The sequence below is a fragment of the Streptomyces sp. NPDC096310 genome (assembly GCF_044763125.1).
In the GTDB taxonomy this organism is placed as follows: Bacteria; Actinomycetota; Actinomycetes; order Streptomycetales; family Streptomycetaceae; genus Streptomyces.
On the sequence record NZ_JBIWFO010000002.1, the window covers coordinates 583,331 to 608,605 of the forward strand.

The window sequence follows — 25,275 nt, forward strand, 5'->3', positions numbered from 1 at the left end:
GATCCACAGTCAACTTGACTTATCCACAGGTTATTTGGCGATTCTGTGGACAAGCGCTGAGTCTTTTCACATCATTTGGCCAAAATGCTGTTCCTGTCAGTGTGTTGAAGTGCGGACTTCCAAGTTGCCTTCCTCGCGGTTCCGTTGCCGGCGGTTCCGTTGCCCGGCGTTCACAACGGCGGTTCCACCCGGGCGACGGCACGGCGTGCCCGTGAGGCGATCCGAGACAGGAACCGCGCGCCGTGCGCCTCCGGGGTGACGGACACGACGGCCTGATCGCGGACGACGGCGCGCAGTACGGCGTCCGCGACCTTCTCGGGCGGGTAGCCGCGCATCCCGTACAGCCGGGCGGTCCTCTTCCGGAGACGGGCCTCCTCGGCGGCGGAGACGCCGGTGAAGTGCGCGGTGGAGGTGATCCCGGTGTGGACGAAGCCGGGGCAGATCGCGGACACCCCGATGGACTGACCGGCCAGTTCGGCGCGCAGGCACTCGCTGAGCATCAGTACGGCCGCCTTGGACGTGGCGTACGCGCTCAGCGCGCGGGAGGGCTGATAGGCGGCGGCGGACGCGGTGTTGACGATATGGCCGCCCTGTCCGCGTTCCGCCATCTGTCTGCCGAAGAGGCGGCAGCCATGGATCACGCCCCACAGATTGGTGTCCAGGACGTCCTTCCACTCCTCGGCCGTGGTGTCGAGGAAGGCTCCCGACAGCCCGATGCCCGCGTTGTTGACCAGGATGTCGACCGTGCCGTACTCCGCCGCGACCTTCTCGGCGAGCCGTTCCATGGCCGGCCCTTCGCCGACGTCGACGGTCTCGCTCCAGGCGTCCGGGGCTCCGATCTGCCTGGCCAGCTCCGCGGTTCGCGCCGCGCCGTCTCCGTCCCGGTCCACCGCCACGACCCGGGCGCCCGCCTCGGCGAACGCGAAGGCCACCGCCCGGCCGATGCCGCCGGCCGCGCCCGTGACCAGGACGAGTCGACCGCCGAAACGCTCGCCGTAGGGGCCGCGCGGCGCGCCGGCCGCGGCCCGCGGTTCGCCGTCCTCCTGGGCCAGGACGAAGTCGCCGATCCATGAGGCCAGTTGATCGGGGCGGGTACGGGGCACCCAGTGCCCGGCGGGCAGCGAGTGCCGTACGAGCCCGGGCGCCCACCGCTCCAGATCGTCGTACAGCCGCTCGGAGAGGAAGGCGTCCCCGGTCGGCGTGATGAGCTGGACCGGCGCATGCGCGAAGGCGTCCGTACGCGGCCGGCGCAGCCGGGGACGGACATTGTCCCGGTAGAGCCAGACCCCGTGCGCGGCGTCCCGCGGCAGCGAGGGGACGGGAAAGCTCTCCCCGGGCAGCCCCTCGATCCGCCGGACCACCCCCGGCCATCGCTTGCCGAGCGGCCCGCGCCAGGCCAGCTCCGGCAGGACGGGGGTGTGCAGCGCGTAGACGTACCAGGACCTGGCGCTCTGGCCGAGAAGCTGCCCCGCCCGGCGCGGGGTGGGGCGCACCGCCCGCTCCCTGAACCAGTGCCCGAGATGGTCCAGGGAAGGGCCCGACACCGAGGTGAACGAGGCGATCCGGCCCTCGGTCCTGGCCACGGTGACGAACTCCCAGGACTGCACGGACCCCCAGTCGTGGCCCACGAGATGGACCGGCCCGTCCGGGCTCACCGCGGCCGCGACCGCCAGGAAGTCCTCCGTCAGCTTCTCCAGGGTGAAGCCGCCGCGGAGCGGGACCGGCGCCGTCGACCTGCCGTGCCCGCGTACGTCGTACAGCACCACGTGGAAGCGGTCCGCGAGCCGCCGGGCCACCTCCGACCAGACCTCCTTGCTGTCCGGATAGCCGTGCACGAACAGCACCGTCGGCCGGGCCGGATCGCCCAGTTCGGCGACGCACAGGTCGACCCCGCCGGCGCGCACCCAGCGCTCGCGGTACCCGTCCCCCGCCCGGTCGTCGTCGTTCATACGGCCTCCTCCGCGCACGTGTACGCCGGCTGCCGGACCTCGTGGATCGCCACCCTGCCGCCCCCTTCGCTCCGTATGCGCTCCGTGTCCGTACGGTGACAGTGAAGAATGTCGCAAGAGCCCGACTGCCGCGTCAAGTGACCCGTTGTCCCTGTGGACAACCTGGCTCGCGGCCTGTTCCGCAGGCGCCCTCCCGGGGCACGCCCCGCCTCCGCCGCTTTCCCTCATCCTCGGGGGCACGGCCCCTACGGGTCCGTACGACTGGAGACGGACACGGATACAGGCGCCAGGTCTGACGTTGTCCGTGGCCCGCACCACTACCTTCGAATGGTGACGACTGTGATCGCGACCGAAAGCCTGAGCATGCGGTACCCCCGGGTGACCGCACTCGACCGGCTCTCCCTGGACATCGGGCCCGGTGTGACCGGCCTGGTGGGTGCCAACGGAGCCGGCAAATCCACCATGATCAAGATTCTGCTCGGCCTGTCCCGCGCGACGGAGGGCCGGGCCACCGTGCTCGGGCTCGACGTCGCCACCAGCGGCAGCGCCATCCGCGAGCAGGTCGGGTACATGCCCGAACACGACTGCCTGCCGCCGGACGTCTCGGCCACCGAGTTCGTCGTCCACATGGCACGCATGTCCGGGCTGCCCCCGACCGCGGCCCGCGAGCGGACCGCCGACACCCTGCGCCATGTCGGCCTCTACGAGGAGCGCTACCGTCCCATCGGCGGCTACTCCACCGGTATGAAGCAGCGCGTCAAGCTCGCGCAGGCGCTCGTCCACGACCCGAAGCTCGTCCTTCTCGACGAGCCGACCAACGGCCTCGACCCGGTCGGCCGCGACGAGATGCTGGGCCTGATCCGCCGTGTCCACACCGACTTCGGCATCTCCGTCCTGGTCACCTCGCACCTCCTGGGCGAACTCGAACGCACCTGTGACCATGTCGTCGTCATCGACGGCGGGCGGCTGCTGCGCTCCAGCTCCACCAGCGACTTCACCCAGATCACCACGACCCTCGCGGTCGAGGTCACCGACACGGACACGCACCCCGACGGAACAGGCGCGCTGCGCGACTCCCTCTCCGCCGCCGGTGTCACGCTCCGCTCGGGCACGGAGGAGGGGCTGCCGGGCGCGGGACACATCCTGCTGATCGAGGCCACGGGCGAGGAGACGTACGACATCGTCCGCGACACCGTCGCCGGGCTCGGTCTCGGGCTCGTACGGATGGAACAGCGCCGCCATCACATCGCGGAGGTCTTCCGCCCCCGGTCAGCCGCCGAGTCGGAACAGGGCCAGGGCGCCGGCCAGGGCCAGGACCAGGGCGCGGACCAGGCGGCGTACGCACTGCAGAAGGGAGGCGCCCGCGATGAGCGCTGAGACCAACGCCCTCACCGGTGCCCACAGCGGCACCGACACCGGCGCCAGCCGGATCCACAACATCGGATACCGCGCGTACGAAGGGCCCCGGCTCGGCCGCGCCTACGCCCGCCGCTCCCTCTACACGCAGTCCCTGCGCGGCGCGTACGGACTCGGCCGGTCCGCCAAGTCCAAGGTCCTGCCGATGATCCTCCTCGCGGTGATGTGCCTGCCCGCGGCGATCATCGTGGCGGTCGCCGTGGCGACGGACCTCAAGAGCCTGCCCATGGACTACACGCGCTACGCGATCTTCACCCAGGCGGTCATCGGCCTCTACCTCGCCGCGCAGGCGCCCCAGTCCGTCTCCCGCGATCTGCGCTTCAAGTCCATTCCGCTCTACTTCTCGCGCCCCATCGAACGCGGCGACTACGTCCTCGCCAAGTTCGGCGCGATGACCTCCGCCCTGCTCATCCTCACCGGCGTGCCGCTTCTCATCCTGTACATCGGCTCCCTGCTCGCCTCGATGGACTTCGTCGAGCAGACCAAGGGGTTCGGCCAGGGGCTGGTGTCGGTAGCGGTGCTCTCCCTCCTGTTCGGCGGACTCGGCCTCGTGGTGGCCGCGCTCACGCCGCGCCGCGGATTCGGTGTCGCCGGTGTGATCGCGACCCTGACCATCTCCTACGGGGCCGTCTCCGTCCTCCAGGCGATCGCCCTGTCCACGGACCGGACCGACGCCGTGCAATGGATCGGCCTCTTCTCACCCATCACGCTCATCGACGGTCTGCAGACCGCGTTCCTCGGCGCCACGTCGTCCTTCCCCGGGGGCGCGGGACCCTCGGCCGGGGTCGGCGTGGTCTATCTGCTGGCCGTACTCGCGCTCATCTCCGGCTCGTACGCCGTCCTCATGAGCCGTTACCGGAAGGTCGGGCTGTGACCACCATCAACATCGAGCACACCTCGCGCTGGTTCGGGAACGTGGTCGCCGTCAACGACGTGACCATGACCATCGGCCCCGGCGTGACCGGTCTGCTCGGCCCCAACGGCGCGGGCAAGTCCACCCTCATCAACATGATGGCGGGCTTCCTCGCCCCCTCCACGGGCACTGTCACCCTCGACGGCGAGAAGATCTGGCGCAACGAGTCCGTCTACCGCCAGATCGGCATCGTGCCGGAGCGGGAGGGGATGTACGACTTCCTCACCGGCCTCGAATTCGTCGTCGCCAACGCCGAACTGCACGGCCTGGGTGCCAAGGAGGCCCGAGCCGCGCTCGCCACGGTCGAGATGGAGTACGCGCAGGACCGCAGGATCGGGACGTACAGCAAGGGCATGCGCCAGCGGGTGAAGATGGCGTCCGCGCTGGTCCACGATCCGTCGGTGCTGCTCCTCGACGAGCCGTTCAACGGCATGGACCCGCGCCAGCGCATGCAGCTCATGGAACTGCTGCGGCGGATGGGCGCCACGGGCCGCACGGTCCTGTTCTCCTCCCACATCCTGGAGGAGGTCGAACAACTCGCCTCGCACATCGAGGTGATCGTGGCCGGCCGGCACGCCGCCTCCGGTGACTTCCGCAAGATCCGCAGGCTGATGACCGACCGGCCGCACCGCTATCTCGTACGGTCCAGCGACGACCGCGCGCTCGCCGCCGCACTGATCGCCGACCCGTCGACGGCCGGCATCGAGGTCGACCTCGCCGAGGGCGCCCTGCGCATCCAGGCCGTCGACTTCGGCCGCTTCACCGAACTGCTGCCGAAGGTCGCCCGCGAGCACTCCATCCGGCTGCTCACGGTCTCGCCCTCCGACGAATCCCTTGAGTCGGTCTTCTCCTACCTCGTAGCGGCCTGAGCGGCCTGAAAGGAGCTGTGACGTCATGTACAACCCCACAGTCGCCCGGCTCACCTACCGGGCCCTGCTCGGCAGGCGCCGGGCCGCGATCCTCTTCGTGCTGCCCGCTCTGCTGATCCTGATGGCGGTCGCCGTCCGTATGTTCAACGGCGTCGACGACCAGGTCGCCTCGGAGGTGCTGGGCGGATTCGCCCTCGCGACGATGGTCCCGCTGATCGGCGTGATCGCCGGTACGGGCGCGATCGGCCCCGAGATCGACGACGGTTCGATCGTCTATCTGCTCTCCAAGCCGGTGAAGCGGTCGGCGATCATCTTCACCAAGCTGATTGTGGCGATCGCCGTCACCATGGGGTTCTCCGCGATCCCCACTTTCATCGCCGGGTGGATCCTCAACGGCAACGGCCAGCAGATCGCGATCGCCTACACGGTCGCGGCGCTCGTCGCCTCGATCGCGTACAGCGCGCTCTTCCTGCTGCTCGGTACGGTCAGCCGGCACGCGGTGGTCATCGGCCTCGTCTACGCGCTGGTCTGGGAGACCCTCTTCGGCAGCCTGGTGTCCGGCGCGCGGACCCTCAGCGTCCAGCAGTGGGCGCTGGCGCTCGCCCAGAAGATCGATGCCGGTTCCACGATCACCTCGGACGTCGGGCTGCCGCTGGCGGTGACCCTGCTGGTGGGCGTCTCGGCGGCGGCGACCTGGTACGCGGGCCAGAAGCTGCGGACGCTGACGCTCGCGGGCGAGGAGTGAGGGGCGCTGAGATGCCCCTGAGGGGGCTGAGGTGCCCCTGAGGGGTGAGGTGCCCCTGAGGGCGCTGAGGACGCTGGGGGCCGCGTAACTGTACGTTTATCGGCTCGTTGTTCCGTGTGCGTGGAGGCAACTGGAGTTCGTAGCGTCGAGCGTTCGTGAAACTGGGGATTGCCGGTGGCGGTTCGGGGGAACCGCCGCACCGGTCATTGGGTGAGTAGCCACCGTGAGCCGACCTCCGCCCCTGAAGCCCGGGGAGAGGGCCGACCATCATCGGTTCACAAAGGAAAGGCATGCTCATGCCACCTGAAGGTGCTCTGCTCGAATCGCGCTCGATGCGTGTCGAGCATTTGGGGCGCGTCGACGCGCTTGACAAGATCAAGGCGCTTGTCATGCTCCCGGATGGTGTTCACATTCGCACCGAGGACATGTCCCGGCACTTCGAAGTATCCACAGATGTAATCCGGCAAGTGACGGCAAGGCATCGAGCTGAGCTCGCTGAGAGCGGCATGCGAGTACTGCGAGGCTCTGACCTGCGGAAATTTCATAGTGACATGGTGTCACTATGGGGCGGGCGCTATGCCGAAAGTTATCCACAGGCTGCCACTCAGCTCACTCTCTACACCCGCCGCGCCGTCCTCAACGTCGCCATGCTCCTTCGCGACAGCGACATCGTGCGGTGCGTCCGTACGTACCTTCTCGACGCCGAGGAGGGTTGGCGCGAGGGGTACGCCGCACTCGACCGGCGTGTGACGGACGTCGAGTCCTGCCTCGGCGGGGTCGGGGTGGCGCTCCAGGAGCTGGGGCCGGTGCTGAACCGGATGTCGTACCGGCTCGACAGCCTCGACCGGAGGCTCGACGCCACCAACCAGGTGGTCGCCGCGATCAGCAACCGGCTGTGCGAGATGTCCGACCGGATCGACCGGGTGGACGCCAAGGTGGATCACGTGGCCCAGCAGGTGGGGGAGTTGCGGCGCGGCCGTAGGCGCCGCTGATCCACTCCCGGCGGAGTCGAGCCCGCGTCCGCCTCGCCCTCGCCGTCACGCGGTGGGCGGGGCGGGCGCGGGCCCGTACCGATAATCAGTGGCGCGCCGCGGCGCGCCGGGAGCACAGTGGTGATGTCACGGCAGCCGATGCGCCGGGACACACCACAGACCGGGAGCGGAGCGCGGCGATGACCGGCTGACGAGTCCCTCGGGCCCGTCGGGCCGAGTCCGTCGCGCTCCGAACAGGGCAGCACCGCCACCGGCACCGGAGGAGCCATCACCACTCCGCGCAGCCGCGTGTGTGCCGCCCGGGGGCGGCCGCTTCGAGCGCGCATCCGCGCGGGCCGCCCCTCCCGTACCCCCTCGCTCCCCGCCGCGTCCGTGGCGACGCGGCGGGCTCAGCCGAGGAGCAGCTTCTCCAGCACCACCGCGATGCCGTCGTCCCCGTTGGAGTCCGTGATCTCGTCCGCCACGGCCTTCAGCTCCGCGTGCGCGTTCGCCATCGCCACGCCGTGCCGCGCCCAGCCGAACATCGGGATGTCGTTGGGCATGTCGCCGAACGCGATCGTGTCCGCCGCCTTCAGGCCGAGCCGGCGCGCGGCCAGCGAGAGGCCGGTGGCCTTCGACAGGCCCAGGGGCAGGATCTCCACTATCCCCTCGCCCGCCATCACCACATCGACCAGGCCGCCGACCGTCGCCCGCGCGATCCGCGTCAGCGCGTCGTCGTCCAGCTCCGGATGCTGGATGTAGACCTTGTTCAGCGGCGCCGACCACAGCTCCGCCGGGTCCTCGACGAGCGTCGTACGCAGCAGGGCGTCCTGGAGCCGGTAGCCGGGGGTGACCACGACCTCGCCGTCGAATCCGTCCCGGCTCACGGCCAGCGCGAGCGGTCCGGTCTCGCTCTCGATCTTGGCCAGCGCCACCCCCGCGAGCTGCCGGTCCAGCGTCAGGGAGGTCAGCAGCCGGTGCTCACCGGCGTGGTAGACCTGCCCGCCCTGTCCGCAGACCGCGAGCCCTTCGTACCCCAGGTCGTCCAGGACGGGACGTGTCCAGGGCACGGACCGCCCGGTGACGATGATGTGCGCCGCACCCGCCGCGGTGACGGCGGCGAGCGTTTCGCGCGTACGCCCCGAGACCGTGCCGTCGTCCCGCAGCAGCGTGCCGTCGAGGTCGGTCGCGACCAGCTTGTACGGGAACGGTGCGGCGGCCGGGTCGATACTCACTTGGCGATCGGCTCCAGCACCTCGCGGCCGCCCAGATACGGACGGAGCATCTCGGGCACCCGCACCGTACCGTCGGCCTGCTGGTGGTTCTCCAGGATCGCCACGATCGTGCGCGGCACGGCGCACAGCGTGCCGTTCAGCGTCGAGAGCGGCTTGACCTGCTTGCCCTCGCGCATCCGGACCGAGAGCCTGCGGGCCTGGAAGCCGTCGCAGTTGGACGCCGAGGTCAGCTCGCGGTACTTGCCCTGTGTCGGGATCCACGCCTCGCAGTCGAACTTGCGCGAGGCCGAGGCGCCCAGGTCGCCCGTTGCCACGTCGATCACCTGGAAGGGCAGCTCAAGGCCGGTCAGCCACTGCTTCTCCCACTCCAGCAGCCGCTGGTGCTCGGACTGGGCGTCGGCCGGGTCGACGTACGAGAACATCTCGACCTTGTCGAACTGGTGGACCCGGAAGATGCCCCGGGTGTCCTTGCCGTACGTACCGGCCTCGCGGCGGAAGCACGGCGAGTAGCCCGCGTACCGCAGGGGCAGCTTGTCGGCCTCGATGATCTCGTCCATGTGGTACGCGGCGAGGGGCACCTCCGACGTGCCCACCAGGTAGTAGTCGTCCTTCTCCAGGTGGTACACGTTCTCCGACGCCTGGCCGAGGAAGCCCGTGCCCTCCATGGCACGCGGGCGGACCAGCGCCGGGGTGAGCATCGGGATGAAGCCGGCCTCGGTGGCCTGCGCGATCGCCGCGTTGACCAGCGCCAGCTCCAGCAGCGCGCCGATCCCGGTCAGGTAGTAGAAGCGCGATCCGGACACCTTGGCGCCGCGCTCGACGTCGATGGCGCCCAGCGACTCGCCCAGTTCGAGGTGGTCCTTCGGGGCGAAGCCCTCCGCTCCGAAGTCGCGGATCGTGCCGTGCGTCTCCAGGACGACGAAGTCCTCCTCGCCGCCCACCGGGACGTCGGGGTGGACGACATTGCCGAGCTGGAGGAGGAGGCGCTTGGCCTCCTCGTCGGCCTCGTGCTGCTCGGCGTCGGCCGCCTTCACGTCGGCCTTGAGCTGCTCGGCCTTCTTGAGCAGCTCGGCGCGCTCCTCCGCGGAGGCCTTGGGGATCAGCTTGCCGAGCGACTTCTGCTCGGAACGCAGCTCGTCGAAGCGGACGCCGGACGACCTCCGCCGCTCGTCGGCGGAGAGCAGGGCGTCGACAAGGCCGACGTCCTCTCCACGGGCGCGCTGGGAGGCGCGAACACGGTCGGGGTCCTCACGAAGCAGGCGAAGGTCAATCACCCCACCAGGCTACCGGTGCGCACTGACAACGCCCCACTCGATTGGCGACGGACAAGGGCGCTGTCCGAATTGCGGCATTTGGTAAAACTGTCGGGAAATCCCTTGCAGGTCTCCCGTCGTTCGTCAATAAAGGGGTTTGAATTCCCCGGAACGAGGCATTCCGGCGTTACCGCCTTGACCCACTTCCCTTGTGTGGGGCGGGACTTGGGGCGGCTGATGGGAGGGGGTCGGCGCCCTGTTGTCCACAGAAAGGCGGGCTCTCCCAAAGTTATCCACAGGCTGTGCGGGAGATCTGTGGATCCGGGAAAAGAGGCCTTTGAAAGCTGGATGAGGGACGGGGAAACCACTCCTCAAACCCACTTCACACGCTCATTCGGGTGGGAATTACTCGCTCTAACGAGTTGATCACGGGAATAGGGGTGACACCGGGCGGTTGAGGGGCCTGTGGACGAAACCGGGACGACTGCGGAGATTTGTCGACCCGGGTGGTGCGGGTTGTCGACTTGTCCCCAGGTCGAGAACCAGGCCTGTGGATAACTTGGGTCTCTGTCCACAGGCCCTGTGTCACGGCACCAGCGGGCACGGCCGGTGCCCCGGTGTCCAGCGGCCAGCGTCCGGTGCCTCGGTGCCCCCGGTGTCCGCGACCTGCCCGATCCGGCCCGGAGCCGGACACGGCCCGCTCGATGCCGGACGCGGCCCGCTCGGCGTCAGGCCCGGCCGTCCTGGCTGCGCGCCAGCCAGTCCGCCGCGGCGATGAACTCGGCGTCCGACGTCCCGGGGCGCAGCGTCCCCACATCCTTCGCCGACACCCCGGCCCGCGGATACGAACCGAGGAACCGCACCTTCGGGCAGATCCGCTTCAGCCCCATCAGCGCCTCCCCCACCCGGCGGTCCGAGATATGGCCCTCGGCGTCCACGGCGAAGCAGTAGTTGCCGATGCCCGCACCGGTCGGCCGCGACTGGATCAGCATCAGGTTGACGCCCCGCACCGCGAACTCCTGAAGGAGCTCCAGCAGCGCGCCAGGCCGGTCGTCGCCCAGCCAGATGACCACCGAGGTCTTGTCCGCGCCCGTCGGCGCCGCGGGGCGCGCGGGCCGGCCCACCAGGACGAAGCGTGTCTCCGCGTTCTCCGCGTCGTGGATCTCGCTGACCAGGGGTTCGAGGCCGTACGTCGCCGCCGCGAACGCGCCCGCGAAGGCCGCGTCGAACCGGCCTTCCTGCACCAGCCGCGCCCCGTCCGCGTTCGACGCGGCCGACTCCCACAGCGCGTCCGGGAGCTGGGCGCGCAGCCAGTTGCGCACCTGCGGCTGGGACACCGGGTGCCCGGTCACCGTCTTCACGTCGGAGAGTGTCGTGCCCGGCCGTACGAGCAGCGCGAAGGAGATCGGCAGCAGCACCTCGCGGTAGATCATCAGGGGCTCGCCGCCGGCCAGCTCGTCGAGGGTCGAGGTGACCCCGCCCTCCACCGAGTTCTCGATCGGTACGAGGGCCGCGGCGGCCTCTCCGTTCCGTACGGCGTCGAGAGCCGCCGGGACCGACACCATCGGGACCAGCTCCCGTGTGGCGGCTTCGGGGAGGGTGCGGAGTGCCGCTTCCGTGAAGGTGCCCTCGGGGCCGAGATACGTATAGCGCGTGGCCGACATACGGTCACCCTAATGGCCCGGCCGCACCGATGGTTCCCGTGTCCGCGCGCCTGCCGGGGCACGGGGGCTCAGGACTCCAGCAGCCGCTGACCCACGTACTCCCCCTGGCGCGCGCCCCCGGGCACCGCGAACAGTCCGCTCGACTCGTGACGGATGAACGCCGACAGCGCGTCGCCGCGGTCGAGCTTGCGCTGCACCGGTACGAACCCCTTGAGCGGGTCGGCCTGCCAGCAGACGAAGAGGAGTCCGGCGTCCGGTGTCCCGTCGGCGCCGATGCCGTCGTGGAAGGAGAAGGGCCGGCGCAGCATCGCGGCCCCGCCGTTCGCGTCCGGCCGTGAGATCCGGGCGTGCGCGTTGCTGGGGATCATGAGATCGCCGTCGGGGCCCCGCTTGTCGAGATCCGGCTCGGTCGTCTCCGTACCGCCGGTCAGCGGGGCTCCGTCGGACTTGCGGCGTCCGATGACCCGCTCCTGCTGGGCGACCGCCAGTTCCTCCCAGTCGTCGAGGAGCATACGGATGCGCCGTACGACGGCGTACGAGCCGCCGGCCATCCACTCCGGCGTGCCGGCCGGCACCTGCGCCGGTACGAAGATGCGCTGATCGAAGTCCGGGTCGGACGGTTTCGGGTTACGGGTGCCGTCGACCTGGCCCATCAGATTGCGGGCGGTCATGGGCTGCGCGGTCGCGCCGGGGGAGCGGTTGAACCCGTTCATCTGCCAGCGGACCCGGGCCGCCGCGCCCGTGTCCTTCTGGAGCGTGCGCAGGGCGTGGAAGGCGACCAGCGCGTCGTCGGAGCCGATCTGGATCCACAGGTCCCCGTTGCTCCGTGCGGGGTCGAGATGGTCGGAGGAGAAGGCGGGCAGGGCGTCCAGGGCGGCGGGGCGGTGGGCGGTGAGTCCCGTACGGCCGAAGAAGCTGTGGCCGAAGCCGAAGGTCACCGTGAGGGAGGACGGTCCCGCGTCCAGGGCGATCCCGGTGTCGTGACCGCCGCTCGCCGGGCCGCCGGTCCGGCCGTCCACCGGTTCGCCGGCCATCAGCGCCAGGGCCGAGGCCGACCAGCGGCGGAGCAGCGCGGCGGCCTCCTTCCGGCCGGCGCCCGGGGAGAGGTCGAAGGCGACCAGATGGCCGCGGGCGTGCGCCGGGGTGGTGATGCCGGACTGGTGCGCGCCGTAGAAGGGGACGGCCTCGGTGCCGACGGTGGTCAGCGCGGTGACCGGGTCGGGGCGGCGGGCGGTCGCGTAGCCGGTTCCGCCCGCCACGCCGAGGGCCAGCCCGGCGGCTCCGGCTCCGCCCGCGGTGCCGAGCAGCCGCCGTCGGGAGACGGTGCGGGCGTCCGTGCCCCCGCCGTCGGGCGCGCCGGAGGAGGCCGCGGCCTTCGGGGTGTTCGGGGCGTTGTGGCTGGTCGGGGTCTGTCGGGTGTCGCTCACGGTGAGTCAGCCGATCTTCACGTTCTTGTCGACGGTCGTCTGGTCGATGTCCGAGGTCCGCACGGTCACCTGGAGCTTCCAGTTGCCCGGCATGGGCAGCAGGACGGGGTCCGCGGTCCATTTTCCGGCCGCGGCGCGTACGGGCACGATCGGCAGCGGGCCGATCTTCTCGGCCGTGAGGGTGAACGCGATCTTGACCTCGGGCACGTCCATGACCTTTCCCTCGGCGTCGTCGAGGTAGATGTTCATGACGTTGGGGCCGGAGCGTGCCGGGTCGAGGGTGAGCCTGATGGTGCCCTGGCCGTTCTCGCCTCCGGTGTCGAAGGGCAGGGTGACGGTGGTGGGGCCCGTCTTCTCGGGCGCGGCGGCGGCCGGCGGGCCGGCCCGGTCGGCCTCCTGTTCCGCGGTACGGCCCGGTTCCGTGGAGGTCAGCGCGGTCGTGACGGCGAGGAGTACGACGGCGACGCCGGCCTCGGCGAGAACGGAGCGGCGCAGTCCGGTCCGCTCGGGATCGGCGTCGCGCAGACGTTTCTGGCGTGTGCTCGCCATCGCGGCTTTCTGGCGTGTGAGCTGGGTAGCTCTCTCAGCGTCACCAACGACGGTTGTCGCCGCGGGGGTCTCGGGTCCACTCCCAGTCCCCGTTTCCGCCGCGGCTTCGGCCTTCGTCTCCGCCTTTGTGTCCGTCTTCGCAGCCCTCCCCGGCCCTGTGCCCGTCCCGGTCCCCGAATCCGAATCCGAGTCCGTCCCCGTGCCTTCCGCGAGCCGTCCTGTCCACCGTCGTGAGAACCAGGCGATCACGACCAGTACGGCGACCAGCCCGACCTTGACCAGAAGGAGCCGCCCGTATGACGTCCCCCCGAGCGCCGACCAGGATCCGACCTGCCGCCAGGACTGGTAGAGCCCGGTCACGGCGAGGACGACGACGCTGATGAACGCGATACGGGAGAAGCGCCGTATCGCCGCGCTCTCCATGAAAGGCGCCTTGTGGAGAGCGATCAGCAGCGCGGCCAGTCCGCCGAGCCAGGTGGCCACCGACAGCAGGTGCAGGATGTCCACGGGCATGGCGATACCGGGCTGGATCCCGGTCGAGGCATGTTCGGCGAGCGCCCAGGTGGCGGCGAGCCCCGCGGCGACGACGGTGCCGCCCATCGCGAGTCCGAAAGCGAGGTCGTTCTTCTCCGCGCTGCCCTGCTCGGCGCTCTGTCCTTCGCCCGGACCGTCGCCCTGCTCGGCGTCCTCCCCCGTACTCTCCTCCGGCCTGTCCCGCCTGGCGTACGTGCCGAAGAGAACGGCGATGAACAGGGCGGCGGCGCCGAGCAGCAGCAGCCGGGAGACGAGCGCCGCGCCGGTCTTGGTGGTCAGGACGTCCTGGAGCCCGCCGAGGTCGAAGGCGTCGGCCAGTTTGCCCGAGCCGGTGTACGGGGTGCGCAGGAGCAGCATGGCGAGGGTGGCGGCGGTCAGGGTGAGCCAGCCGTTGACGACGAGCCGTTGCAGCGGCCGTACGGACGCGCCGCGCTGCCAGCAGGCGAGGATGAAGGCCGTACCGCCGACGAGCAGGATGAAGCCGGTGTACGAGAGGTAGCGGGCGACGTCGTACAGGGTGCCCACGAGTCCGCCGCCGACCTTCTCGTCGGGCACGATGGCGGTCGTCCGGGAGGGCGCCCCGATGGAGAAGGTGAAGGCGCCGGAGACGGGGTGGCTGTCGGCCGAGACGGCACGCCAGGCGACGGTGTAGGTGCCGTCGGGCAGGCCGGCCTTCAGGGCGACGCCGTACTTGACGGTGGAGCCCGTGCCCAGATCGCGGATCTTCGCGGTGTCGGCGCGTTTGTTGTCCGGATCGAGTACGCGGATCGAGTCGTCGCCCATGGCGATCTGTTCGGAGAAGGTGAGGGTGATGTCCTGAGGGGCGGTGGCGACCACGGCCCCGTCCTCGGGGGTGCTCCCGGTGAGTGCTGCGTGCGCCGATGCCGTGCCCGAGAGCACGGTGAGGACGGTGCCGAGGAGCACCGTGGTGACGAGAAGCAGCCGCACCAGGGATACGGCTCCGAAGCGCGGGGCGGTGGCTGTCATAGGTCTTCTCTCAGTCCCTTGGTCCGGGCGGGTCGCGGCCTCAGTGCTGGGCGGGGTTGTAGTTGGTCTCCTTCACGGGAAGTTCGACCTTGATGGGGTCGGTCTTCTCGAAGTGCAGCTCGATGCCGACCTTCTGGCCCTGCGCGGGGCGGGACTTGAGGTTCATGAACATGAGGTGGTTGCCGCCGCGTTCGAGATCCAGCTCGCCGCCGGCGGGGATGTCGAAGGACTTCACCTCCCGCATCTTCCGGTTCTCGGTCTGATGGATGGTGACGTCCTCGGAGATGTCGCTGGTGACGGAGGTGAGTCTGTCGTCGGTGTCACCGCTGTTGGTGACGGTGAGGAAGCCCGCGCCGAGGTCGCTGACGGGGCGTGGCATGTAGCCCGCGCCGACCTTGAGTTCCGGCGGGCCGGGAGAGGAGCAGGCGGTCAGCGTGAGCGTGGCGGTGAGGCCGATGGTGAGTACGAGGGAGGTGGTGCGCCGGTTCACGGGTTCTCGCCCTTGATGATCTTCGGGAGATCCTTGGCGTAGTCGTCCGAGCCGGCGTCCTCGCCGTACAGGACGTACCCGGCGTCGGTCTTCGGCGAGAAGGCGATGACCTGGGTGCCGTGCATGGAGACGGTGGTGCCGTCCTTCTCCTTCTTGGGGGCGTCGATACCGATGCCGAGCTGGCGCGCGCCCGCCTGGATGGTGGGGAAGTCGCCGGTCAGCCCGACGAACGACGGGTCGCCCGCGCTGGGCAGCCACTTGGCGAGCTCGGCGGAGGTGTCCCGCTCGGGGTCGGTGGTGACGAAGACGACCTGGAGCTTCTCCTGGTCCGCCTTGCTGAGCGACTTCCTGGCGATGGCGATGTTGCTCATCGTCAGGGGGCAGACGTCCGGGCAGTTGGTGTAGCCGAAGTAGATCAGTGTCGGCTTGCCCTTGGTCTCCTCGCGGAGGTCGTAGTCCTTGCCGTGGGTGTCCTTGAGGACGAGGTTCGGCTTCTTGAAGGGCTGGTCGAGCACGGTCGCGGCCTGGGTCTTGGCCTGGGTGGAGACATCGGCGATCGGCTTCGCGGAGTCGTCGCCGCTGCCGCAGGCGGTGAGGGTGAGTGCTGCCACGGCCGCGAGAGCGGCCGCGGTGGTCACGGTGGTCACGGTCTTCTTGGTGCGCATAGGGCTGTTTCCTGGTGTGAGTGCGGTGGCGGCCGGACGAGCGGGGCCGGGGGAGTCCCAGCCTCGCTCGCCACGACCGCGTCGTACGGGGTGCGGCGGGTACGGCGTGTCAGTGACCGCGTGTCAGCGACCGCGCCGCGTGGCGGTGACCGCCTGTCGGCGACCGCCTGCGGATCGGTGCGTCAGGAGGTGGTACGGCGTCGGCCGGCCAGCACGCCGAAGGCCACCCCCGCCGCACCGACGACGATGCCGACGACACCGAGGACGCGGGCGGTCGTGTCGCTGCTGTCGGCGGAGGCCGTCTCGGTGGTGCCGTTCCGCTGGTCGCCGGTGGTGGCCGCGGCCTTGTCGGCGGTGTCGGAGGCGGAGTCGTCGGAGCCGGCGGCGCCGTGCCCGTCACCCGTGGCCGCGGTGAGCTTCAGCACCGGTGCGGGGCTCTCGGGCTCCTCCGCGCCCTCCTTGGTCTCCTCGATCCACCGGACGACTTCCTTGTTGTCGTACGTCTGGAGGGTCTTGAAGACCAGTTGGTCGGTGTTCTCGGGAAGCTGTCCGACGGAGAGCGGGAACTGCTGGAACTCACCGGGGCCGATCTTGCCGCCGTCGGAGGTCCAGGTGACCTTGGAGACGGCCTCGGTGATGGTGTTGCCGTGCATCGTCAGCGGCTTGGCGAGCTTCTCCTTGGCGACGCTGGCCTTCCAGCCGGGCACGGGCTGCGGCATCACGGAGGCCAGCGGGTGGTCGGCGGGGAAGTTCACCTCGACCTTGGTGGTGGAGGCGTCGTCCCGCTCGTTGGGCACCTTGAAGTTGATGACGGCGTAGCCGCCCTTGGCGGCCTCGCCCTGGGGCTGCACGCTGACATGCGCGGAGGCGGGCCCGGCCAGCAGGAACAGGGCGGAGACGGCGACACCGCCGACGACGGAGAGACGGGCGACGGCCGGGGAGCCGGAGGACGACGACGAGGAGGACGAGGAGAAGGACGACGACGAGGGGAAGGCTCGGAACACGGAACACTCCACAGGATGAGGGAAGCGGTGATCGGTCGGTGGGCGTGCCGGAGGCTCACCCGGCCCGGACCTGCCGAGGCGCGCGCGTGGGCGAGCGCGACGGCACGGCGATGCTCCCCGGCCGCACGGGCACCGAAGGAAACGGACCGGCACAGCACGCGGGAGCGCATGCCGTGGGCCGTGCGGCGGGCGGGGCCTGTCGCGTCAGGCCGCGAGAGCGCAGCCGGCCGGCGGGCCGCGCCTGATCACCGTGTGCTGGAGTGTCTCCCCGGCCGGCACCGGACGAGCGCCGTACGCGGCGGCGTGCGCGGCGCGCGGACCGGGCGCGGGCACGCCGGGGAGCCCGGCGCACAGGGCCCGTACGAGCGCCAGAGCGGCGCGCAGGGCGCGCAGTGGCGCGCTCTCCGCGACCTCACCGATACCGTCCGCCGAGAGCTTGCCGAGCCGGAGCAGCGCGAGGTCGCCGCGCCGCAGCAGCCAGCCGGCCGCGAGGGCGGCCAGCAGGTGCGCGAGCATCATCGGTACGGAGGGCAGCAGCCCGTCGGCCGGGGCGCCGAGCGGTCCGGTGGCCGCGGACCCGACCGTCGCCATGTGGTCATGGACGCCACCCGCCGCCGGGCCCGGTGCGGGGACGCCCGCGTCGGCCAGGACGCGCTGCGCGTCGAGGGGGCTCATCGAGTTGGCGCCCGCCCCGCAGACGAATCGCGCGGCCATCCGGATCAGTACGTCGTCGCTGCCGGCCGGGACATGGAGCTTGTGCTGGCCGATGCCGAACAGGGTGTGCAGACCGAGCTGGCCGCCCGCCAGGGCGACGACGATGGTCCCTGTGGAGCGGGCGCGGCCCGCCAGCGGCGCGGCGACCGCGAAGACCCCCAGGAACCCGACGAGCAGGGTCCACCAGGGAACGGGCGCGCAGGCCGCCATGGCGTGTCCCGTCGCCGACAGCACGACACAGACCGCGGTGAACACCGCGGCCCTCAGCAGCCGCGGGGCGGCTCCGGCACGTATGCGGACGGGACTGGACATGGCCGGGTCATCATCGCACTGCGGCGCCGGGTCCCGTAGGGCAGGTCCGGAAGGTCGTCGTCTGCCCCATGTCAGCCCTTTCCATGCATGAGGTCAGCCCTTTCCACGCATGGACTCGCCCTATACACGGCGTGCATCCCCCTCGCATCCGCCGAATGAGGGCTATCACGTCAATCGTGTGCTTACGGGTCGGCCGTAGGGGCAATACGTATCGGTATGTCGAGCCGCAGCAGCCTGAACAGCCGCAGCCAGGAGGCTGACACATGAGCATCTGGTGGTCTCTCCACTTGCGACGTGAAGCAGCGAGTGTTCCGCTCGCCCGGCGCCTTCTGCTCGACGCCATGCGGACCGCCGGGGTCGACCCGGACGTCTCGTTCGACCTCTCGGTCGCCCTCACCGAGGCATGCGCGAACGCCGTCGAGCACGGCGGGGACGAACGTTCCCCCGGGGAGGCGCCCGGCGCCTACCGGGTGACCGCGTATCTCGACGGTGAGCGCTGCCGTATCGAAGTGGCCGATTCCGGCCCCGGTTTCCCGTCCCGGCGGGTGGTGCGCCGCAGCGCCCCGGCCGCCGCGACCGCCGAGAACGGCCGCGGGCTCCGCATGATCGAGCAGTTCGCCGACCACGTGCACTTCCGCAACCGGCCGGGGCACGGCGCCGTCGTCAGCTTCGACAAGGTCCTGAAGTGGCGCGGGGACGCCCTGCTGAGCGTGGGCTGACGCCTGTGCGTACCCGGTTCCGAAGGGGCCGCGGAACCGGGTACGCACACAAGCCGGGGCCCGGCCCGCGAGCGGCGGGCCGTCCCGGTCAGGCCTGCTTGAGCGCCGCCATCCAGGCCTCGACCTCGTCCGCCCGGCGCGGCAGCCCCGCCGACAGATTCCGGTTCCCGTCCTCCGTGACGAGGATGTCGTCCTCGATCCGGACGCCGATGCCCCGGTACTCCTCCGGCACGGTCAGATCATCGGCCTGGAAGTAGAGACCCGGCTCGACGGTCAGGCACATGCCCGGCTCCAGCGTCCCGTCCACGTACGCCTCGCGCCGCGCTGCGGCGCAGTCGTGGACGTCGAGGCCGAGCATGTGGCCGGTGCCGTGCAGCGTCCAGCGGCGCTGGAGCCCCAGTTCGAGGACCCGCTCGACCGGCCCCTCCAGCAGCCCCCACTCGACCAGCTTCTCGGCGAGGACACGCTGCGAGGCGTCGTGGAAGTCCCGGTACTTCGCGCCGGGCCTGACCGCCGCGATACCCGCCTCCTGGGACGCGTACACCGCGTCGTAGATCTTCCGCTGGATCTCGCTGTACGTGCCGTTGATCGGCAGCGTGCGCGTGACGTCGGCGGTGTAGAGGGTGTGCGTCTCCACACCGGCGTCGAGCAGCAGCAGGTCACCGGAGCGTACGTCGCCGTCGTTGCGCACCCAGTGCAGGGTGGTCGCGTGCGGGCCCGCCGCGCAGATCGAGCCGTAACCGATGTCGTTGCCCTCGACGCGGGCGCGCAGGAAGAAGGTGCCCTCGATGTAGCGCTCGCTGGTCGCCTCGGCCTTGTCGAGGATCCGTACGACGTCCTCGAAGCCCCGTACGGTCGAGTCGACGGCCTTCTGCAGCTCACCGATCTCGAAGGCGTCCTTCACGGCGCGCGCCTCGGAGAGATGGGCGCGCAGCTCCTCGTCGCGCTCGGCGGTGACCTTGTCGGCCAGCGCCGCCTCGATCCCGGCGTCGTGTCCGCGGACGGTACGGACCGGGCCGGTGGCCGCCCGGAGCGCCGCGGGCAGCTCCCGTACGTCCTTGGCGGGCAGGCCGAGAAGCTGCTCCGCCTCGTCGAGCGAGTGGCGGCGGCCGACCCACAGCTCGCCCTGGCCGTCGAGCCAGAACTCGCCGTTCCCGCGGTTGGAGCGCGGCAGCAGGTAGATCGTCGCCTGGTGGCCCTCGGCCTTCGGCTCCAGGACCAGGACGCCGTCCTGGGTCTGGTCGCCGGTGAGGTACGCGTACTCCGTGGACGCCCGGAAGGCGTACTCGGTGTCGTTCGAGCGGGTCTTCAGGTTCCCGGCGGGGACCACCAGACGCTCGCCGGGGAAGCGCGCGGAGAGCGCGGCGCGCCGGGCGGCGGTCTCGGCCGCCTGCGGGACGGGGCGCAGGCCGTGCAGCGCGGTGTCGGCCCAGCCGGACTTCATGTTCTCTGCGAGCTCGTCGGACACGCCCGGGTACAGACCGTTCTTCCGCTGCTTGATGGGTTCTTCCGCCGACTCAGGGGTCTCCGGTTCCGGTTCGGGTGTCTCCGGGGTGAGCTCTTCAGCCACGTCTTCTCCTCGTACGAAAGCCCATTTTTTCCATCGTATGTGTGAGGGGAAGCGGGGCCGGATTTCTGTGAGGAATCAGTCGAAGCGGGCAGCGAGCAATACGGCGTCCTCGCCGCCTTCTTCCCGGCGTCCTTCTTCCCGGCGTCCTTCCGGGAACAGGACCCGCAGGACGTGGTCCGCGACGTCCCCCGGGTCGTTCCGCGCGGACGGCGGGACGCTCGCCGCCGCCGCGTGCAGCCGCGCGAAGGCGCGGTCCATGGGGGCGCCGGTACGGCGCAGCAGCCCATCTGTGTAAAGGAGCAACGTTTCGCCGGGCGCGGCCCACAGTTCCACGCTCGGCGCCTGCCAGCAGGAGAGCATTCCGAGCGGTGCGGAGAGGGTCGTCTCGACGTACTCGGTACGCCGGTCCCCGACGATCAGCGGTGGCGCGTGCCCCGCCCCGGCGAACAGGATCTTGCGCGGTCCCGGCTCGGCGTACGCGAAGAGCGCGGTGGCCGTCCGGGCGGGCTCGGTGAGCCGGAGGAGCAGTTCCAGGTCGGAGAGGACGGCGACGGGGTCCTCGCCCTCCATCACGGCGTACGCGCGCAGGGCGGCGCGCAGCCGGGCGGTGGCGGCGAGCGCGGCGGGGCCCGAGCCGCTGACCGAGCCGACGGACAGGCTCAGGGCGCCCTCGGGCAGCGGCAGCGCGTCGTACCAGTCGCCGCCGTACGGATGCCTGTACGCGGGCCAGGACGGGGCGCGGCCGGGCGGCCGTGGGGTGCTGTGGCGCGCGGCCAGCCGTACGCCGGGGATCCGGGGCAGCGCGCCGGGGCGCAGCTCCTCGGCGAGCGCGGCGGCCCGGGCACGGGCCCGTTCCAGCTCCAGCAGCCCGGCGAGGTGGGCGGCGGCGTGGCGGGCGTAGAGGCCGACCAGACGGCGCAGGCGCTCCGCCGGTTCGGCGGGCCCGTCGTACAACCAGACCGCCACGCCGAGCTGTCCGGATCGCGCCGGGGAAGCGTCCGGGGACGGGCCCGTGGCCGGATCGATGCGCGGGGGGACGGCGTGAAGGGGGACGGCGTAACTCGCCCCGTAGCCGAGACGGGCGGCGACTTCGCGCTGCCGATGGTCGGTGGCTGGGTCACCGAACAGATCGGGTTCGGCCACTCCGCCGGCCGTCCGAGCGGCGGAGGGGGAGCCGGCACCGTCGAGGAGGAGCCTGCCGTACGCGCTCGCGTGGCGCGGCACGGTCTCCAGATGGCCGAGATCCGCGTGCGAGAGGCCGAGACCGACGGTGGTGACGGGGCCGAGCCCGTCGGCCGGTTCCAGTACCACCAGGCCGCGCCGGGCGCCGACCAGCGCGGCCCCGGCGCGCAGCAGTTCGTCGAGCGCGGCGCCCGGCGAAGCGGTTCCGGACAGCCGTTCCACGAGTTCGTGGAGTGTGGTCAGGTCCGAGACCCAGCCGGCCAGCCGGTCCTGGATCAGCGCGCCCGGCGGGCCCGGAATGACATCGCGCGGCGCGGCAGTGTGCGCGGAAGCGGTGATCGCTGAATCGATTCCAGCCACTTTCGGCAGGTTAGGGGCGCTCATGACGGTCGCTCCCCGGTGGGTGCGTTTCGCTCGATAGCATCGCAAACCCCCATGTCATTCTGCACGGCTGGCATTGCATCCACATGTACACGCACAGCGGATGCAATGTCCAGCATTGTCCTGGCGCAGCGGTGGGTTTCTGTGGGATCCTGAACTTGTCCAAAAAATGACCCCCCTGACCATGTTTTGCGATCGACTGAAGGCGTTCAACAGGGGATCTGTCAGGGCTGGGTTCCGCAACAACCCTGGTGGAGCGTCATAGAGCGTCATTCCGAACGCGAGCGTCATTCCGAACGTGCTGGGTACGTAAACGGTGACGGACAGGGGCAGTTGGGACCGCCCCGGAACCTGGCGGCGGGCCATGGCGTCTTAACCGCCGTAGGCCACACCCCGTCCCCCGGAGTGGCGAGAAAAGTACAGCGGGACAGCGGGAAACCAAGCGCCCTACCAAGTGCGACACGCGACAGCGGAACAGCAAGCGCCATGCGCACGCCACTCCTCGCCCCACGTTCCACCCCGTTCGAACCACGCGACGAAGCGAAGCGAAGAAGTAACGACGACCGTCCGTGATCGGTCCAGGTACGGTGCGACGCGCCGCGGACCAGGAACGACTGTCCGCGCCTCGGGCAGGGGCGGCCGAGCGCTGGAAGTACGCACGGTGAAGTGATGCACGCACATGCACACGCAGGGTGTCAGTGTCATGTGGACCCTCGGCGTTCAACGGAAAGGAACGAGCGCTCATGCGCGAGATCCTCGGAAGGCGACGCAGGCTCCGGCTCCGGCGCAAGGGGAGCAAGAAGAGTCCTGCCCAGCTCGACGCGGCGCTCATCTGTGCCTCGGAATGGGGTTGGCCCGTACTCCCCGGTGCCGGCCTCAAGGCGGCCGGCGGACGCGGGACCCGCGGCCAGGGCTGCGCCTGCCCCGACCCCGAATGCGTCGTACCAGGCGCCCACCCCTTCGATCCCGGACTCCTCGCGGCGACCACCGACGAGCGCATGGTGCGCTGGTGGTGGAACAACCGCCCCACGGCCCCGATCGTGCTGGCCACCGGAGGCGCCGCGCCGTGCGCGGTGAGCCTGCCGGCCGTCGCCGGCGCGCGGGCGCTGGTGGAGCTGGACCGGATGGGCATGCGGCTCGGCCCGGTCGTGGCGACGCCCACGCGCTGGTCGCTGCTGGTGGCCCCGTACACACTCGAACGGCTCGGCGAGCTGCTGTACGCGAAGGACTGGGTACCCAGTTCGCTGCGGTTCCACGGCGAGGGCGGCTATCTCGTCCTGCCGCCGTCCGAGGCGGCCGGCGGGCAGGTCCGCTGGGAGCGGGAGCCCCTGGCGGGGTCGGCGGCGCCCTGGCTGCCGGACGTGGAGGCGGTCGTGGACGCGCTGGTCGAGGCGAGCACCGGAGCGCCGGACGGCGGCAGCCGGCTCGCGTACTGAGGCGACCTGCGGGGCGCCGGGCGGACGGCCGGGATCCGGGAGGGTCCGCACGGGCCGGGCCGCCCGGGATGCCGCCGCCCGGACCGCCGCCGCGTGCGGCCGTCCGCCTGCGGCCGGTTGTCCGGTGGCGTGCCGGCACGGAGGCCGGCCGCGTCACTCGTACGGGTGTGAGCCGGGCCGAGTTGTCCGGGAAGCGGCCGCGCGGTGTCCCTGAGCGGCCTGTTCCGCCGTTATCTTCGGCCCACCATGAATCTCCGCATGATCGGACTCTCGGCCGCCGTGGTGTGCGCCGCACTGGTGCCTCTGGTGGCTTCCGCGGGCCCCCTGGGCCCTCCTCCGGATTCCCTGGGCTCCCTGGGCTCCTCCGGCCCGGGAGCCGCCCCAGGGAGCGCCACCGCCCCCGTACGGGCTCCCGCGCCGGGCACCACGGACGCGGGGTCGCGCACGGCCGCCGGCCCGTCCGGGGAGGCCGAGGTGCGCGCGGATGCCGAAGCTCCCGAGGACGCCAGGGCACCCGTGGACGCGGTGGTGCGGACCGTCGAGCTGTGCGGGCCTGAAGTCGCCTCCTCCGAAGGTGTCGAGGCGCAGACCTGCGTCCTGTCCGACAGTCCCGCCGGGGACGGGGACACCTGGGGCCGTACTTACTATCGCAATGCGACGGGCGGTGAAGTGCTCGCCGTACTCAGTCTGATGGGCCCGCGCGGGCGCACCGTACAGACACATTGCGTGATCGCCGCCGACGACGAACCGGCGACCTGTGAAACGCCGCGTGAACCGTCGCGGGGAAAGCGTTCCGGCTATCTGGCGATGGCGGAGTTCGCGGCGACGGGGGAAGACGGGAGCGGGGCGCACGACGGGCCGCTGCTGTTGCGTTCGGGAAGCAACTCCCCCGGCTCGGCGGCCCGTTGACCCGACGGTCGGCCAGGCCGGACGGGACCGGGAACGCGGACGCCCGGTCGCTGGCGACGGGGGATGCACCAGCGACCGGGCTTCTAGAACGGTAACAAGAGATCGGCCGTTAGCAAATTCGATCCGGCGTATTCGGACAACGAATTACTTGCCAGTACGGCAAGGTGTGACTGGTATCACCGAACTCTTGTGAACTTCTGTGGACTTCCGTGGAACCCTTTGGGATCGCAACCCCTCGGGGCCGCGCGGAGCCTTCGGGGAGGGCCGGCCACCCCCGTACGGCTCCGCGCGGCTCCGGTCAGCTCAGCGTCACCTGTCGGTTGGTGAGACCGCCGCGCGCCCGGCGCTCGTCGCCCGTCAGCGGCGCGTCGACGGCGAGGGCCGCCGCCAGCCGCTCGGCGAACTCCGCCGCGGGCTTCTCGCACTCCTCCGCGCCCATCGCGCTCGGCAGGTCCCACACCGGGACGGTCAGGCCGTGCGCCCGGAAGGAGCCGACCAGCCGGGTGGACTCGCCGAGGCTCGACGTGCCCGCCGCGTGCAGCCGCGCGAGCGCGTCCAGCAGCTTCTCCTCGGGGTGCGGCATGACCCAGCGCAGGTGGTTCTTCTCCGGCGTCTCGCACCAGTACGCGGCGTCCGTGCCGGAGAGGAGGGCGGTCGGGATGGCGGCGGCGTTGGCGCGCTCCAGGGAGGCGGTCACCTCCGCCGAACTGTTCTCCGCGTCCGGCACCCAGAACTCGAAACCGGAGTGCACGACCGGGGTGAACGGCGCCGCGGGGTCCAGCAGGTCCTGGAGGCGCGGGCCGTCGGCGGGCACCCGGTGGGCGGCCACCGGCCGGCCCGGCTCGGCGGCCAGCGCCCGCCGCAGGGTGTCGGCGAGGTCGCGGCTCAGGTCGCCGGAGGACGTGTCGTTCTGGAGGGCGAGCAGCACGGAGCCGTCGTCACGGCGCAGCGCCGGCCAGGCCATCGGCAGGACGGTCGCGAGCGTCACGGAGGGCACGCCCTCGGGCAGCCCGTCCTTGAGCGTCAGTTCGACGGTGGCGGCGGGCACCAGTTCGCGCAGCGCGACCCAGTCGCACTCACCGGCCAGGCCCTCGAAGGGCCGCTGGACCAGCTCGGTGACGGCGTGCGCGGCGGCCCGGCCGTGACACGCCTTGTAGCGGCGGCCCGAATCGCACGGGCAGGGTTCGCGGGCCCCCACCACCGGGACGGGGCCGTCCTTGAGCTGAGCCTTCGCGGCCTTCGTCTGGGGGCGCTTCTTGGCCATGGTGGCTTTCTCCCGGGAACGGCGATGCGGTGTCGGCGCGAGCCTAGCGTCCCGCTCGGACGGGCCCCGGCCGTACGCCACTCACGGGGGAGCGCGGGGCGCTCCGGGCGCGCCCGT

The 25,275-nt window shown here is 71.0% G+C and carries 20 protein-coding genes and 1 pseudogene; 8 read left to right on the forward strand and 13 right to left on the reverse strand.

Features of this window, described 5'->3' with window-relative positions; all coding sequences use genetic code 11:
* Positions 1-170: 170 nt before the first annotated feature.
* Positions 171-1,949, reverse strand: a complete 1,779-nt coding sequence (locus ACIQ7D_RS08070; RefSeq protein ID WP_403934899.1) for an SDR family oxidoreductase — start codon at positions 1,947-1,949, stop codon at positions 171-173.
* 363 nt (positions 1,950-2,312) lie between these two features.
* Between ACIQ7D_RS08070 and ACIQ7D_RS08075 the strand changes: the two genes are divergently transcribed.
* The 5 genes from ACIQ7D_RS08075 (at position 2,313) to ACIQ7D_RS08095 (ending at position 6,884) form a co-directional block, all read left to right on the forward strand.
* A complete protein-coding gene (locus ACIQ7D_RS08075; RefSeq protein ID WP_403935085.1) occupies positions 2,313-3,326 on the forward strand; it encodes an ABC transporter ATP-binding protein in 1,014 nt (337 codons plus the stop codon).
* Positions 3,316-4,239, forward strand: coding sequence for an ABC transporter permease subunit (locus tag ACIQ7D_RS08080; RefSeq protein WP_403934901.1), 924 nt, complete (start codon positions 3,316-3,318; stop codon positions 4,237-4,239). The genes ACIQ7D_RS08075 and ACIQ7D_RS08080 overlap by 11 nt, the downstream gene beginning before the upstream one ends.
* Positions 4,236-5,147 (forward strand): ABC transporter ATP-binding protein, encoded by a 912-nt coding sequence (locus ACIQ7D_RS08085; protein ID WP_403934904.1) that lies wholly within the window; start codon positions 4,236-4,238, stop codon positions 5,145-5,147. Before ACIQ7D_RS08080 ends, ACIQ7D_RS08085 begins: the two co-directional genes overlap by 4 nt.
* 25 nt (positions 5,148-5,172) lie before the next feature.
* Positions 5,173-5,892 (forward strand): ABC transporter permease, encoded by a 720-nt coding sequence (locus ACIQ7D_RS08090; protein ID WP_403934907.1) that lies wholly within the window; start codon positions 5,173-5,175, stop codon positions 5,890-5,892.
* Between the two features lie 296 nt (positions 5,893-6,188).
* Positions 6,189-6,884 (forward strand): hypothetical protein, encoded by a 696-nt coding sequence (locus ACIQ7D_RS08095; protein WP_403935088.1) that lies wholly within the window; start codon positions 6,189-6,191, stop codon positions 6,882-6,884.
* A 389-nt stretch (positions 6,885-7,273) separates the two neighbouring features.
* Here the strand turns inward: ACIQ7D_RS08095 and ACIQ7D_RS08100 are convergent, their stop codons facing one another.
* The 9 genes from ACIQ7D_RS08100 to ACIQ7D_RS08140 form a co-directional block, all read right to left on the reverse strand.
* Entirely contained in the window at positions 7,274-8,092 is an 819-nt protein-coding gene (locus ACIQ7D_RS08100) for an HAD family hydrolase (RefSeq protein ID WP_403935091.1), read from the reverse strand.
* A gap of 2 nt (positions 8,093-8,094) precedes the next feature.
* The gene (serS, locus tag ACIQ7D_RS08105; protein ID WP_403934909.1) at positions 8,095-9,372 is read right to left on the reverse strand and encodes a serine--tRNA ligase; all 1,278 of its coding nucleotides are present in this window, start codon (positions 9,370-9,372) and stop codon (positions 8,095-8,097) included.
* Positions 9,373-10,079: 707 nt separating this feature from the next.
* On the reverse strand, positions 10,080-11,015 hold the full coding sequence (gene pheA / locus ACIQ7D_RS08110; RefSeq protein WP_403934912.1) for a prephenate dehydratase: 936 nt from the start codon (positions 11,013-11,015) through the stop codon (positions 10,080-10,082).
* A 68-nt stretch (positions 11,016-11,083) separates the two neighbouring features.
* A complete protein-coding gene (efeB, locus tag ACIQ7D_RS08115; protein WP_403935094.1) occupies positions 11,084-12,322 on the reverse strand; it encodes an iron uptake transporter deferrochelatase/peroxidase subunit in 1,239 nt (412 codons plus the stop codon).
* A 126-nt stretch (positions 12,323-12,448) separates the two neighbouring features.
* A complete protein-coding gene (locus tag ACIQ7D_RS08120) occupies positions 12,449-14,512 on the reverse strand; it encodes a copper resistance CopC/CopD family protein (RefSeq protein ID WP_403934915.1) in 2,064 nt (687 codons plus the stop codon).
* Positions 14,513-14,552: 40 nt separating this feature from the next.
* On the reverse strand, positions 14,553-15,002 hold the full coding sequence (locus ACIQ7D_RS08125; protein WP_403934917.1) for a copper chaperone PCu(A)C: 450 nt from the start codon (positions 15,000-15,002) through the stop codon (positions 14,553-14,555).
* On the reverse strand, positions 14,999-15,667 hold the full coding sequence (locus ACIQ7D_RS08130; RefSeq protein WP_403934920.1) for an SCO family protein: 669 nt from the start codon (positions 15,665-15,667) through the stop codon (positions 14,999-15,001). The genes ACIQ7D_RS08125 and ACIQ7D_RS08130 overlap by 4 nt, the downstream gene beginning before the upstream one ends.
* A gap of 182 nt (positions 15,668-15,849) precedes the next feature.
* Complete coding sequence (locus ACIQ7D_RS08135) at positions 15,850-16,557, reverse strand: YcnI family protein (RefSeq protein WP_403935097.1); 708 nt, start codon at positions 16,555-16,557, stop codon at positions 15,850-15,852.
* Between the two features lie 318 nt (positions 16,558-16,875).
* Positions 16,876-17,697 (reverse strand): hypothetical protein, encoded by an 822-nt coding sequence (locus tag ACIQ7D_RS08140; protein ID WP_403934922.1) that lies wholly within the window; start codon positions 17,695-17,697, stop codon positions 16,876-16,878.
* Between the two features lie 263 nt (positions 17,698-17,960).
* On the opposite strand from ACIQ7D_RS08140, the gene ACIQ7D_RS08145 reads away from it, so the two are divergent.
* Positions 17,961-18,416 (forward strand): ATP-binding protein, encoded by a 456-nt coding sequence (locus ACIQ7D_RS08145; protein ID WP_403934925.1) that lies wholly within the window; start codon positions 17,961-17,963, stop codon positions 18,414-18,416.
* 88 nt (positions 18,417-18,504) lie between these two features.
* Here the strand turns inward: ACIQ7D_RS08145 and ACIQ7D_RS08150 are convergent, their stop codons facing one another.
* Together ACIQ7D_RS08150 and ACIQ7D_RS08155 are read right to left on the reverse strand one after the other, a co-directional pair.
* Positions 18,505-19,986 (reverse strand): aminopeptidase P family protein, encoded by a 1,482-nt coding sequence (locus ACIQ7D_RS08150; RefSeq protein WP_403934928.1) that lies wholly within the window; start codon positions 19,984-19,986, stop codon positions 18,505-18,507.
* Positions 19,987-20,061: 75 nt separating this feature from the next.
* Positions 20,062-21,668, reverse strand: a pseudogene (locus ACIQ7D_RS08155) (SpoIIE family protein phosphatase).
* A 624-nt stretch (positions 21,669-22,292) separates the two neighbouring features.
* On the opposite strand from ACIQ7D_RS08155, the gene ACIQ7D_RS08160 reads away from it, so the two are divergent.
* Positions 22,293-22,985, forward strand: coding sequence for a bifunctional DNA primase/polymerase (locus ACIQ7D_RS08160; protein ID WP_403934931.1), 693 nt, complete (start codon positions 22,293-22,295; stop codon positions 22,983-22,985).
* A gap of 258 nt (positions 22,986-23,243) precedes the next feature.
* Positions 23,244-23,894: a hypothetical protein gene (locus ACIQ7D_RS08165; RefSeq protein WP_403934934.1), complete on the forward strand. Its 651-nt coding sequence runs from the start codon at positions 23,244-23,246 to the stop codon at positions 23,892-23,894.
* Between the two features lie 298 nt (positions 23,895-24,192).
* Here the strand turns inward: ACIQ7D_RS08165 and ACIQ7D_RS08170 are convergent, their stop codons facing one another.
* The gene (locus ACIQ7D_RS08170) at positions 24,193-25,158 is read right to left on the reverse strand and encodes a DUF5926 family protein (RefSeq protein WP_403934937.1); all 966 of its coding nucleotides are present in this window, start codon (positions 25,156-25,158) and stop codon (positions 24,193-24,195) included.
* Positions 25,159-25,275 lie beyond the last annotated feature (117 nt).

Excerpts from the sequence above, each read along its gene's own strand:
- ACIQ7D_RS08140 (WP_403934922.1), bottom strand. The coding sequence starts at position 17,697 with ATGTCCAGTCCCGTCCGCATACGTGCCGGAGCCGCCCCGCGGCTGCTG.
- ACIQ7D_RS08075 (WP_403935085.1), top strand. The coding sequence starts at position 2,313 with ATGCGGTACCCCCGGGTGACCGCACTCGACCGGCTCTCCCTGGACATC.
- ACIQ7D_RS08090 (WP_403934907.1), top strand. The coding sequence starts at position 5,173 with ATGTACAACCCCACAGTCGCCCGGCTCACCTACCGGGCCCTGCTCGGC.
- ACIQ7D_RS08170 (WP_403934937.1), bottom strand. The coding sequence starts at position 25,158 with ATGGCCAAGAAGCGCCCCCAGACGAAGGCCGCGAAGGCTCAGCTCAAG.
- ACIQ7D_RS08095 (WP_403935088.1), top strand. The coding sequence starts at position 6,189 with ATGCCACCTGAAGGTGCTCTGCTCGAATCGCGCTCGATGCGTGTCGAG.
- ACIQ7D_RS08130 (WP_403934920.1), bottom strand. The coding sequence starts at position 15,667 with ATGCGCACCAAGAAGACCGTGACCACCGTGACCACCGCGGCCGCTCTC.
- ACIQ7D_RS08160 (WP_403934931.1), top strand. The coding sequence starts at position 22,293 with ATGCGCGAGATCCTCGGAAGGCGACGCAGGCTCCGGCTCCGGCGCAAG.
- ACIQ7D_RS08080 (WP_403934901.1), top strand. The coding sequence starts at position 3,316 with ATGAGCGCTGAGACCAACGCCCTCACCGGTGCCCACAGCGGCACCGAC.
- ACIQ7D_RS08070 (WP_403934899.1), bottom strand. The coding sequence starts at position 1,949 with ATGAACGACGACGACCGGGCGGGGGACGGGTACCGCGAGCGCTGGGTG.
- ACIQ7D_RS08165 (WP_403934934.1), top strand. The coding sequence starts at position 23,244 with ATGATCGGACTCTCGGCCGCCGTGGTGTGCGCCGCACTGGTGCCTCTG.
- pheA (WP_403934912.1), bottom strand. The coding sequence starts at position 11,015 with ATGTCGGCCACGCGCTATACGTATCTCGGCCCCGAGGGCACCTTCACG.
- ACIQ7D_RS08120 (WP_403934915.1), bottom strand. The coding sequence starts at position 14,512 with ATGACAGCCACCGCCCCGCGCTTCGGAGCCGTATCCCTGGTGCGGCTG.
- ACIQ7D_RS08145 (WP_403934925.1), top strand. The coding sequence starts at position 17,961 with ATGAGCATCTGGTGGTCTCTCCACTTGCGACGTGAAGCAGCGAGTGTT.